Annotated in this window: 9 protein-coding genes; 3 read left to right on the forward strand and 6 right to left on the reverse strand. The window is 48.1% G+C overall.

Features of this window, described 5'->3' with window-relative positions:
• The first annotated feature begins 1 nt into the window (after position 1).
• Complete coding sequence (locus AC58UW_RS24025) at positions 2 to 382, forward strand: ArsR/SmtB family transcription factor (RefSeq protein ID WP_497423118.1); 381 nt, start codon at positions 2 to 4, stop codon at positions 380 to 382.
• Between the two features lie 999 nt (positions 383 to 1381).
• On the forward strand, positions 1382 to 2149 hold the full coding sequence (locus AC58UW_RS24030) for a DODA-type extradiol aromatic ring-opening family dioxygenase (RefSeq protein WP_497423119.1): 768 nt from the start codon (positions 1382 to 1384) through the stop codon (positions 2147 to 2149).
• Positions 2150 to 2309: 160 nt separating this feature from the next.
• On the opposite strand, the gene AC58UW_RS24035 is transcribed toward AC58UW_RS24030, so the two are convergent.
• A complete protein-coding gene (locus AC58UW_RS24035; RefSeq protein WP_497423183.1) occupies positions 2310 to 3221 on the reverse strand; it encodes a GyrI-like domain-containing protein in 912 nt (303 codons plus the stop codon).
• Between the two features lie 86 nt (positions 3222 to 3307).
• Positions 3308 to 4018: a metallophosphoesterase family protein gene (locus AC58UW_RS24040; protein ID WP_497423120.1), complete on the reverse strand. Its 711-nt coding sequence runs from the start codon at positions 4016 to 4018 to the stop codon at positions 3308 to 3310.
• A gap of 193 nt (positions 4019 to 4211) precedes the next feature.
• Between AC58UW_RS24040 and AC58UW_RS24045 the strand changes: the two genes are divergently transcribed.
• Positions 4212 to 4406 (forward strand): hypothetical protein, encoded by a 195-nt coding sequence (locus AC58UW_RS24045; protein WP_497423121.1) that lies wholly within the window; start codon positions 4212 to 4214, stop codon positions 4404 to 4406.
• Between the two features lie 26 nt (positions 4407 to 4432).
• On the opposite strand, the gene AC58UW_RS24050 is transcribed toward AC58UW_RS24045, so the two are convergent.
• The 4 genes from AC58UW_RS24050 to AC58UW_RS24065 all read right to left on the reverse strand — a co-directional run bounded on the left by AC58UW_RS24050 (position 4433) and on the right by AC58UW_RS24065 (position 12712).
• Positions 4433 to 9577 carry a right-handed parallel beta-helix repeat-containing protein gene (locus tag AC58UW_RS24050; RefSeq protein WP_497423122.1) on the reverse strand — a complete coding sequence of 1715 codons (5145 nt, stop codon included), beginning with the start codon at positions 9575 to 9577 and terminating at the stop codon, positions 4433 to 4435.
• 111 nt (positions 9578 to 9688) lie between these two features.
• Positions 9689 to 10792, reverse strand: a complete 1104-nt coding sequence (locus AC58UW_RS24055; protein WP_497423123.1) for a glycoside hydrolase family 88/105 protein — start codon at positions 10790 to 10792, stop codon at positions 9689 to 9691.
• Positions 10793 to 10854: 62 nt separating this feature from the next.
• A complete protein-coding gene (locus AC58UW_RS24060; protein ID WP_497423124.1) occupies positions 10855 to 11730 on the reverse strand; it encodes a carbohydrate ABC transporter permease in 876 nt (291 codons plus the stop codon).
• Positions 11731 to 11761: 31 nt separating this feature from the next.
• On the reverse strand, positions 11762 to 12712 hold the full coding sequence (locus AC58UW_RS24065; protein WP_497423125.1) for an ABC transporter permease: 951 nt from the start codon (positions 12710 to 12712) through the stop codon (positions 11762 to 11764).
• Between the last annotated feature and the right edge of the window lie 93 nt (positions 12713 to 12805).

Consider the following 12805-nt stretch of genomic DNA (forward strand, 5'->3'; position numbering starts at 1 on the left):
GATGTCAGCTCCCTCGCAGAAACATGATGTGTTTCAAGCGATAGCCGATCCGACGCGCCGTCAGGTGCTGAAGCTGCTTCGTGAGCAGGAGCTCCCTGTGACCGTGATTTCCGGTCATTTTCCGATGAGCCGCACCGCGGTGTCCAAGCATTTGCGCATCCTAGCCGATGCGGGCCTGGTGAAAGAGCGAAAGGTCGGCCGCGAAACCCGTTACAGGCTGGAAGCTGAACCCCTGATGGAGCTCAAGCGCTGGCTTTCCTATTATGAGCGTTATTGGGAGAACAAATTAAACGCACTGAAAAGGTTCGTGGAGTCTGACGATGAAGATGACGGGGACCCGTTTGCCGCACTGGAAGTGGTGGATCCGACCAAGCACGAATAAGAGGAAGAAAACCTGGCTGCTGTTAGCCAGGTTTTCTTGTTTTGTTTAGGCGGCGAGTTGCGCCTGAATAGTTGTCTATGTTGCACTTTGTGCAACGTAGAGGGCGGAATTTGACCCGATCGCTCTTCTATGTTGTACTTTGTGCAATGTAGAGGGCGGAAATCCGCCATTTCAGTCCGATTTGGGATGAAATGGTTGCACTTTATACAACGAGGGAATGCGTTGTAGGGGCAAAGCGGTTCTATGTTGTACTATGTGCAACATAGAGGGCGGAAATCCGCCATTTCAGTCCGATTTGGGATGAAATGGTTGCACTTTATACAACGAGGGAATGCGTTGTAGGGGCAAAGCGGTTCTATGTTGTACTTTGTGCAACATAGAGGGCTGAAATCCGCCGTTTCAGGCCATTTGGGATGAAATGGTTGCACTTTGTACAACGAGGGAATGCGTTGTAGGGGCAAAGCGGTTCTATGTTGTACTTTGTGCAACATTTTGGCCGCCAATAGGCCTGGTCGCTCCTCTATGTTGTACTTTGTGCAACATAGATGGCCAAGCTCAGCCATTTCAGTCCGATTTGGGATGAAATGGTTGCACTTTGTACAACGAGCGTATGCGTTGTAGGGACAAATCGGTTCTATGTTGTACAAAGTACAACATTTTGGCCGCCAGTAGGCCTGGTCGCTCCTCTATGTTGTACAAAGTACAACATAGAGGGCCAAATTCCGCCGTTTCAGGCCATTTGGGATGAAATGATTGCACTTTGTACAACGAGGGTATCCGTTGTAGGGTGCAAAACGTTTCTATGTTGTACAAAATACAACATAGACGAGCATAGCTGAAAGGTTCTCAGCTAAAAAGGTCATACTATCCCCTGAAAGTTGATCCCCCTACTTTACTCGTAAAAAGTAAGCAGCATACTTGATCCATGTATTTTAATAGCGTAATATTGGTTACATAAAGTAACTAGGTTATTTAATGTAACCACGAGGAGCGATGACGATGATTTCACCTATATTTGTTGGGCATGGATCCCCCATGATGGCTATTCAAGATACAGCGTGTACCGAATTTCTGTTGGACTATGGCACAAAAGTTTCGCCCAAAGCCATCGTTATTTTCACGGCTCATTGGGAAACGGAAGTCCTTACCCTCTCCTCCACCGACGATGTTTATGAAACCATCTACGATTTTGGCGGCTTTCCGAAGGAGCTTTTCCAAATTAAGTACCCGGCAAAAGGCAGCAGAGCGATTGCTGGCCAATTGGCCGAACGCTTCCAAGCCAAAGGCATCCAAGTAAACTTGGATGCCCAGCGCGGACTTGATCACGGCTCTTGGGTGCCTCTGCTGCGCATGTTTCCTACACCCGTCTGCCCCGTGATACAAGTGTCCGTGAACCCCTATCTGCCGCCAGCTGAGCAGTATCGCATTGGGGAAGCGCTGCGCGGCCTCGATCAGGAGGATATCCTGATTATCGGAAGCGGCGCCACCGTTCACAATCTGCGCGCGCTCAACTGGGAAGCCATCGAGCCGGATGCTTGGGCAGTCGCTTTTGACGATTGGCTCGTGCAGAACATGCAAGTTCAGAACCTGAACGCGTTGTTCAACTACGCTGCCGAAGCCCCTAATGCGCGCATGGCTGTGCCGCGGCCTGAGCACTTCATCCCGCTCTATATCGCGATGGGCAGCGGTGACCCGGCTCGCACGCCCCAAATCATTCACCGCAGCTATGAAGTCGGCTCGCTGAGCTATCTATCCGTATCCTTTTAACAAGAGTAGAAAAAAAGAGACCCACAGCAACGGGCTGCGGGTCTTAAGTATATATATATTAAAAGGGGGTCGAATTTCATTATAGGCCTCGAACCTTAATCCCAGATGAAAACAAGATTGCATTTCGATTACAAATGATGGTTATTTTGTTTACAAGCTGTTATTTTTCTTTTACCGGAATGTAGATGTCAATCTGAATCTGATCATGCTTGTCGGAATGGCAGCGCTCATCATACCACTCAAACTCCACGCCACCTGCATGCTCCAAGCCCGAATGAGGGAACCATTCCTCAAAAATAGACTTCCACGTGCTCTGAATTGATGCCACGAATTGATCTGGTGTGACTTTTGGCGTCGTAAATACCGCATATCTGGCCTCAGGGAATTCGCGGCACACCAAGTCAGCAGGTACACCCTCGAAGCTTGCAGCCTCCATCCCGATCAGATACGTTAATTCCCCAGTCTCCATATTAAAATCCGTACAAAGGCCAAGCTCAACCGGCGAATCCATGTGAACGCGATTGCCTATGCGGCTTCCCTTATTCTCTTGCAAGTATGTGTTCCAAAAAACAGGAATGTCTCGGTGATTTTGCCCATCCTTGCAGGTCGTCTTCAGTTCGTACCCAATTAGCTTAAAAGCCGCTTTCGTTCTCAATTGATATTCCATGCGTATGCCTCCTAAATAGGGATTGGGATTGAATTTCCTTTGCAGCACATTCGCTTTGGCATATAACGGTGTCACAATACCTTGTTTGCGATAGGCGAGAGGTGTTCGCTCAAACACCTTTTTAAATGCTCGAGTGAAATTCTCATGGGACTTAAACCCATGGTCGAGGGCAACATCGATCAGCCTTTGATCCGTATGCGCGATTCGGTAGGCGGCTCTCGCCAATCTTCTTTTCCGAACATACTCCATCACCGCTTCTCCCACCATACTCTGAAAAACCCTATGAAAATGGAATTCAGAGAAACAGGCTACACGAGCAAGCCCCTCCACGGACAAAGGCTCCGCAAGGTGGTCTTCAATATAATCCAATGTCGCCTGAATTTGCGCATCGTAATCGGTGCCCATCGTTTCTTGCCCCCTCCAGCTGCTATCCACAGTGTACGTGAATGAACGACTCGCTTCTTGATCTTTCTTGCTAAAAAGGGCTCCGTCTATTTCCAGCTGCCTCTTGAGGCGACGGAATAGGTCGTGTACTGGTTTTTCCCCTTGATTTCCAAACAATTGATTTGAAAGCCGTACGGGCAGCCGCCATCAATCCCGATTTTGTCGCGGTCAAACCATACATCCGCTTTGCCATGAATATCTTTGGCTGGCGTGTGGCCAAAAACGACTGTTTTTTTCACAACCGTTGGTTGCTGAACAAAGGGAGCGCGAATCCACAAAAAGTCGCGTTCCGGCTGCGTTTTCCAGTCAGGATATGTGGGATTCAGCCCGGCATGAACATAAATATGCCCCTCATCCTCGTAGTAGAGCGGAAGGTTGTTTAGAAAGGTTATGTGATCAAAGCATTTGCCCAAAATCCGCTCTTTGGATTGCTTGATATCCAGATTGTCCTGACCGCAGAAGCTTTGGAAGGTTTGGATCCCGCCATGTTCGAAAAACTTCATCTCCGTCAAGGGATCTACTACGCCCAACACCTCTACGAACCGCTGATCATGATTGCCTTTGAGCGCAATGGCTCCCGCTTCACGCACTAACTGCATGACGTACTCTACCGTCCCCCGGCTGTCTGGACCGCGGTCCACATAGTCTCCCAGCAGGACAAGTTGGTCTTCCACAGCATTGAAATTGACCTTACCTAGTAATTGCTTGAATTCCTCCAAACAACCATGTATATCGCTTACGACTAACGTTCTTTTCATCTACTGTACCCCCTGATGTCTTGCTTGATTCCCCTATGAGTCTTTCTATTATTCTATTTTATCATAGTGATTACCTGTCTGAGACGGTGAAGATGCAAAAAGTGCTTGTCAATTGATCATCTTCGTAGCCGCCCAGCCGAGCTGTACGTTTCATTGGATGAATTCCAATGTAACTACTCTTGGGAGGCGTATTTTGCGCGCTTTGTTGGATGAAATCCAACAGCATCCAGTCAAATCGGATGATTTGACGCCGAATTCACCCATCCCATTGGATTTCGTCCAATGGAATGGACAATTTCGCCATCCAAATAGCCTTTCTATTGGATTTCATCCAATGAAAGAGACACTTGCCATGCTGCCAGTAAGTAATGCATGCCCTGATCTATAAAAAAAGACGCCCTCACGGGCGCCTTTTCAATTCATAAATTGCAGCTTCTGCAGCAATCTTTTCAGCATAACAGCTGCTTCCCCTCGGGTCGCAGATGCATCAGGCACAAACGTCGTATCCGTTACGCCGTTCACTATGCCTGCGCTAACCGCGCCAGCGACAGCTTCTTTAGCCCATCCATGGATGGCAGGGCTGTCGCTAAACCTAGCTAGCCCAGCTAGCTCCGTAGCCGCAGGCTGGCCGGCAAACTTCATGGCGCGTGTGATCATGACGGCCATCTGCTCCCTCGTGATTCGCTCACCGGGTCTGAATGAGCCGTCCTCAAAGCCTTCAATCAAGCCGGCCTTCGCCGCACCGCCGACCGCCCCTGCGAACCAGCTGTTCGCAGCCGGTATATCCGAGAAAGTGCTGGCGCCCGCTTCATTCAATCCGAGTGCGCGAACGAGCAGCGCTGCAAATTCGGCGCGTGTAATTGATGCATTCGGCGCAAAGGTATGAGCAGATACGCCTTTTACCACGAGCTTAGAAGCCAACAACTCCACATCGGCTTTGGCCCAATGACCAGTCAAATCCTCAAAGATTTGATCTGAGGAGGAGGAGACGACCGCGTACAAACTATTCCCGGTACGTTTCATCACAACTTCGGTTTGACCGTTAACGACGTTAAAGATCGCCGGAACAAAGGTGAATTCCCCAGTCACCGGATTCAACCATACGGCTGACACTTGATTTGCGTCAACAGCTGACGTTAAGGTCAGCACTCGGGTGACATAAGTACTCCCGAAATCAGAGACAGCCATCTTCTTACCATCGCCCTCAGCAACAATGATGAACTCTACAGTTGCGGCTAGCGGCGTGACGCCTGCTTCCTTCATTTTTGCTGTTATCAGATCAGCAGCGGCGCCAGTTACCTGCTCAATGGAAATGTTGATTTTTACATTGGCAGCATCTGTTCCTAAGTTCGCAGCTAAACCTGCTGCATCCAGCGCTTTGAGCGGTAAATTGTAGATGACTCCACTCGCTTTAACCGATAAAACAGCATTCGGTGAAGCTGCCGCTCCTGCGCTTATCGCGTTTGCCGGCAATTCCACAGCAGCCACATGCTCCGCGCCTTTTACTTCAACAATGATCGTATTCTCATTTGATTTGTTAAGAAGGTCGATCGCCTTATTTAATTGATCAGCTTCAATTGAAATTGTCGTCACTTTTTTCCCATTAACCGTAGCTTCCGTAGACGCGCCTACTATTTCGACACCGCCCGTAACCTCTCTCACCATGACACTAGGAACATAACCGCCCCAAGACCCTGTTTGGCTTTCCACACGGACCCTCTTAAGGAAGTTACCCCAGAGGATATTGCCTTCGGCGTCCCTTTCATACGGAAGTACAGGAACCAGACTCGCAAAGCTCGCATCAGTCAGCTGTGTACCGGATTTGTTCATACTTTTGGAACCATCAAATAGATAGTTGGTGTCAGAGTTCAAGGCTGCCGGATAATTATCTTTGGCCGCGTAAGCCTTTTGATAGGATATAAAGCCATCGATATGAAAATCAGTCTGAATGCCCGTATACGTCGTAAAGTTCAGATTTCCCTTGGCATTGTTATAACCAATATTCGTGCTCTCCGCGATAACGCCGGGATTACTGTTGCTTGCAAAACCGTATGCGCCATTGCCAAAAGCCATGCTGTTTCGGATGACATGCGGCACATGGATGCCTTCCCCGCCGAGTTTAAAGCCGTTTTTATCTCCCGCGCCTATCGTGCCATTCGTTAACGTGCCATTGTTGTAAGCAATGCTATTCTCGATCACTACGGCACCAATAGCCCCTGTCCCTGACTTCGTGTACAAATCCCATCCATCATCAATGTTGTTATGGGAAATATCGCCTCGGAAGACGTTGCCCGCACCCGCCGTCAATTTCGCGGCAAAACCATCGGCATTGTTATTCGAAGGGTCTACATTATCATAGGATTCACAATTCAGTATGAGATTGTAGGAGGGCCAAAGCGTTTTATCCGCATCAGACTCATCCGTACGGCTAATTTGCAAACCAGTATCGCCATTCTCATAAAATCGGCTTAACTCCACAATATTATGGTTTCCGCCTACTGTAAAACCCTTCGTGTTGCCCGCAGACCTTGTGAAATCAATACCTTTCACGTGCCAGTAATTGGCGCTAAGCACGACACCCTCTGTCTTTTTGTCAAAATCGATCATCGGCTTCGCCCCCGGCGCCGCAACTAGATACTTCCTAGCATTGGCCATGCCGTCATTGCCTTTTTTGATCTCCAGCTTGGCACTGCGAACATATCTGCCGCCTTGCATGATGATTTTCTGGCCTGCTTTCACGTAATCAACGGCCGTATCGAGATCTAGCGGGTTGTTAATTGTGCCGTCACCGCCCGCAGTCCCTGTCGGTGATACATATATGTCGCTGTTATCCGCATAGGTTTTCATATCGACAGTGAGATTTTCAACGATTTTGCCATAGCTCGTCAAATACTGTGTATCGTCGGGCACGAACGCCGCGCTGAAGTTGGTATACGTGTTAGCCGTAACCGTTGTCTTAAGCACAAGTGGCTGTCCCGCTTGGACTTGAGCATTTTGCACAAGGAAGCTTTCTCCTTGCTTGATTGTCACCACACCGCTGACGTTGGATTTCAACCCAAACGAATACGCGGTCGTTGAAGTTCTCTTCAGCCCCGTCAAGTTCATATCCGGCTCGACGGCTATTGGGGCAGGCTCCTGCTTAGGCGCATCCGTTTGCGCAGCCGTCACCTTCAGGTCTATGCCGCTCACTTCGATCGTTGCAAGACGGGCTGCGTAGAAGCCAACATACATTTTGTCGCCATCCTGCACCGTCATGATATCCGGGGCGAAAATCTCCTCAGCTTTATCGGTATTTAATCGACCCGTGAATCCGCTATTCGTTTTCGTTAGCGTTAACTTATAATTGACCGCTGGATATGTACTCGCGAGCGTGGGTTTAATCGCACTTAGCATCTTGTTCTGGATGCCATGGCTGCCTGTGCCATTCGGTGCCGTAACACCGGTTCTGACGAACAACTGCGTTCCGTTCTGTTTCGTTGTGCCGCCGCTATAACCTCCTATGGCAGCTATGTTGGAAGCAAATACGGCGGAGTCCCCAGCCGTTCCGATCGCATCTCGGGCCATGATACCGAACGATTCTTGACCGTCATGCGGATCTTTGGCATATGCAATAACTTGGATATCTGCGGATAATTCAAAGTTGTCTTTGACCGCATCCAGCTCCGTATAGTAAAAGCTACTCCCATCGTGGTCGCCTGTCACTTTACCGCCGCCTTCTAAAGCGACAAGCGTTGCGGCTTTCCCGGGCTCAACGACTGTAACTGTATTGTTCGTGTTTGAGGTGGATTGGCCGAAGCGGATTGTTTTCCACTCGTGCTCTCTAGGTTCAACCACGGAAACTTGCAGGATCGTTGGCGGGATTGCTGCATTTTTAGGCGTAATCGTAATAGGATAGAGGCCCGCTTGGGTGTTGTTAAAAGCCGAGGTATCCAGCGTATAATCGCCGGCATTCAGCGGTTCCTTGTCTCCGCTGTCATAAACCGCCTTCACCTGCATGCCTGCTGACTCAAAAGACTCGCCAATTGCATAAGTCGTCTTCGGATAGTCGGTGACTTGGCTTCCTGTAATCGTTTTCTGCTTTATTAGGATAGGGAACTTCACTGTCTTATCGGGGTCAGGCACATTTTTATAAGTAACCGTAATCTCTTTCGTCCCTGCCGTTGTCATATCTGGAGCAGAAAGTATGTAGTCGCTTTTCAAAAGTCTAACTGATGAACTATCGCTATATCTCGCCTCTACAACCAAACCGGCGGGATCGAAATTTTTGCCAACATAAAACTCTGTCTTCTGAGGCAGCTGCTTGATAACTAAATCCATCAATTGAGCGTTAATCACCTGAACATCGAACGTTGTATAGGTATTTGATGTCACTGTGGACCTAACCGTAACGGTATGAGTTCCAGGTGTTTGGAATGTATAGGTTGCATTCGATACGGTTGCTGCCACTGGCGGAAGGGAGAACGTATATTGCGAATTAGCCATTTCGGACCAAACGTCGCCTCCGTTGAATTGCCCCAGCACTGTCAGGCCTTGCGGGTCGAAGAATTCTTCAGGGTAATAAACGGTTTTGGCAGGCGTGTAACGGACGTCCATTGCGGTAACGACTAAATCCTTCATAGTTAAGGGAATAGTCGCGGTCTGTCCGTTAAAATGGATTGTAATGGGGTTCGATCCTACCACACTGTTATCAAACCCTGTTACCAGATAATCACCTGATGAAAGATCCTCTTCATGGTTATCAGGGTAAACAGCTGTGACTTTTAGACCTGAGAGATCGAGGTTGTCTTTGATAAAATAGTCCTTTTTCATAGAAGTCGTATTCAGTTTCAATTGACTTGGCACTCGCTCATCCACTTTAACGTCAAAATCGCTGAAGTTAATTTCTGCATCCCTTGCTACATATAGTCCAGCGTAGATCTGATCATTGCCAGCAAAAAGGTTATTTAACGTCAGTATTTGCGTTACGCCATTAACGGTTAACTCGAAAGCGTCGCCTGACTTTTTGATTTTAAAATGATACACCTCTCTAGCTGCAGGAACCCTAACACCGTTAAACAGTGATTTCTTGTTCGTATTACCAGCATCAAACGTAGTCCCTATAACCCCTTGTTTGTAAATCGCTTGAACAACATTGGGCGTATTGTCTTTATCACCCATACCTCCAACTGCTACATAGTTCGAAGATTGTTTGGTCGTACCTTGTGCAAAGCTGCCGCGAAGCATCAGTCCGAACGACTTCTGATTCGGCGTGGATGGCGGATTTTTACTATTAAAATTCACCACTGTAGCTGTTGCGCTGATCTCGAGATTGGCATCTTTCCCTAATTTTTTAAAATAAAAAGACATCCCTTCTTCTGAGCTAGCTATTTTGCCGTCTTTCGCAAACATAGTAACCGAACCGTCTGTATTCATGGTTGGTGTTGGTGTATTTGTACTGCTGGTACCTCCCCCGAAGGCAACAAATTCCCATGGCACAGGGACCGCCGCAAGCGCAGCCGGAAACATCGAAAACATCAAAACCACAGACATCAAAACCGAAATTAAACGCTGTTTGTTCAAGTCGCATTTCCCCTTTTCTCTAATATCCATAATGTATGCGCTTGCATCATGCAGAGAAAAAAACAGACGAAAACAGGTGCTCTGTTCTTACGTCTGTTTCGCTTAGATGCCTTATACGGTCTGCTTAACGAGAGATTCTACTTCAACACAAGCCATTATAAAAGCCCCTACGCCATGCAGATCGTTCTCACTAGTTGGACGTGTTACGTAGTTTTCGTAATCGCCGGCTGACGTTCCGATGCAGATCAAAGGCAGGATTACCCGCTCCTGCTCATCGAATTTCAGCGTACGGATCAAGCCTTCATACCCCTTCACTGCTGCTGCCGCACACTCCCCGCCGACAACACCGTGCTTAACCGCCTTGGCAATCGTGTAGACGAACAGACTTGTGCAGGAGGATTCCAACCAATTATCCGGCTGATCGCCTTTGTCAACAACTTGATACCAGAGTCCGCTCTCCGCATCCTGGTAACGAATCAAGGCATGAACGAACTCACGCAGGGAGTCGACCAAATCTTCACGCCTCGGCTCATCCGCAGGAAGCTCATCCAGAAACTGCGCAACAGCCAGTCCGTACCAGCCAAGCGAACGCCCCCAGAACTCCGGCGAGCAGCCGGTTTCGATGTTTGCCCAAGGCATTTTGCGGCTCTCGTCCCAAGCATGGTAGAGCAATCCTGTTGCGTCGTCCTTCATGTATTTGCGCATGAGTCCTTCTTGATGCAGCACGGTATTGCGCAGCGCGAGATCACCGTAAGCATTCGCATATTTCAGCGAGAAGACACCCGCCATGTACAAACCGTCGAGCCACATGTTGTAGGCGTATTTGTCTTTATGCCAGTACCCGCCTTCTGATGTCAGGTTGATCGTGCGCAGCAGATTTCTCAGCTTATCGGCAGCGATCCGGTATTTCGTGCGTCCCGTCTTCTCCTCCAAACGGAACAACAAAAGTCCAGCCTGCACCGCATCCAGCTCATCGCGAGCAAAGTACAGATTGCCGTTATCGTCAATCAGGCCGTCCACATAAGCCTGAATGTAGGCATCGTAGCGATCGTCCTTTTCGGCTTCCCACAGCATTTCCATCCCGCATAAAAACACGCCTTGGTGATAATGCCAACGCCCGGCAGGCGGCAGTTCCATCGGTGTATACTGACTCATAATGGAATCACAGGCAGCCCGTGCCCATTCCATCGGTGATTTTGCATAACGATCAGTCATTGTAAGTTTCCCTCTCTATTCTTATATAGATTTATGGATTGGCAGCCAGCTGATCCTTTCTTTCACCCTTTAATGGAACCGATCATTGCGCCTTTAGCAAAGTGCTTCTGCAAGAACGGATAAACAACCAGGATTGGTAATGTCGCTACGACGATAACCGCCATCTTGATCGACTGAGCCGGAGGCGGCGTCACGCTGTCGAGATCCACACTGTGATCCATTCCGCTTGCGAGAACGACAATTTGTCTCAGTAGTACTTGAATCGGCCACATCGCGCTCTCGTTCAAATAGAGGATCGCGCTCAGGTAGGTGTTCCAGTACGTCACGGCATAGAAGAGGGAAATCGTTGCAATCGCCGGCATCGACAAAGGCAATACAATGCGGAACAAAATGCCGAAGTCGCTGCAGCCATCGATCTTCGCCGACTCTTCCAGCCCTTCCGGGATGTTCTGGAAGAAGTTTTTCAAAATAATCAAGTTAAACGCTGAAACTGCCGACGGCAAAATTAAGGCCATATACGAGTCGATCATCCCTAATTCTTTTACAACCAGGAACGTTGGCACTAAACCGCCGTGGAACAACATCGTGAAAACAACCATGAACATAATCACTTTGCGGCCATCCACATCTCTGCGGGACAAACCGTACGCCATCAGGGCTGTGATGAACATCGAGATTAGCGTTCCAAGCAGCGTCGTCCAAATAGAAACACCCATCGCTTTAAAAATCGTATTCGTCGAAAAAATAAACCGATACGCCTCAATACTCCAATCCGTCGGAATAATGACGAACTTCTTAGCCGCCATCTCCGCGCTGGTTGTAAAGGATCCTGCCACGACATGCACAAAAGGGATCACTGTAATCAAGCCAATAATCGTTAAGAGCAAATAGTTAATGATGCTAAACATTCGCCCTGCTAATGTTCGATCTTCTACCATGGTGCAGCCCTCCTGCCTTTCTTTGCCTTTCTTAGTACACGCCTTCTTCACCCATTTTCTTCGCAATGCGGTTCACAATCATCACCAGAACAAGTCCGATGAACGATTTGAACAATCCGATGGCTGCGCTGTAGCTGAATTGGCCTTGTTTTAAACCAGCTGTATATACATAAGTATCAATGATCTCCGCAACATTTCGGTTCATAGAGTTAAGCAGCAAGTACACATGTTCAAAACCGAGTTCGAGAACCGCACCAATTTTCAAAATTAGCAAAACAATAATGACACTGCGCAAAGCTGGAAGCGTAATGTGCCACATTTGGCGCAAACGTCCTGCACCGTCCATACGTGCTGCCTCATACAACCCCGGATCAATGGAGGCAATCGCCGCCAGATAAATAATCGTCCCCCAGCCGGCTTCCCGCCAGATGACTTGAAGAATGTACATCGGTCTAAACCATTCCGGAGCCAACAGAAAGTTGATTTTCTCAAGGCCAACATATTCAATAATGTCGTTAATAATCCCGCCGTCCATCGTCAACATAACGAAGGAGATCGAAACAATGATGACCCAAGACATAAAGTGAGGCAAATAGACGATCGTTTGAAACGTTTTCTTGAAAAATTCCCCTCTCACCTCATTCAGCATCAAGGCCATAATGATTGGGATCGGGAAGTAAAACAGAATGTTCATCACAAATAAAATTAACGTATTGCTCAAAATATTTAAGAAATCAGGTTCTGTAAACAAACGCTGAAAATGCTCAAAGCCCACCCATTCGCTCCCGCTAACCCCTTTGAACGGCTTATAGTTTTGGAACGAAATGATCAAACCGTACATCGGGACATATTTAAACACGATAAAATACAAAATACCCGGCAGCAGCATGATATAAATCCATTTGTTCCTCCATAGCCGCCTGCCTAGTTCACTGCTCTGTTTCCTCTCCACCACGCTTTGCACAGCATGTATGTTCTGCATCGTTCTCTTCCTTTCCCGATGTTTCATAAAAACGAGAAGACTGCTCCTGATGACCAGCAGCCTCCCCGCTTAGAAATCAGTATGATTTCTTTG

This window comes from Paenibacillus sp. J22R160, from assembly GCF_059692135.1.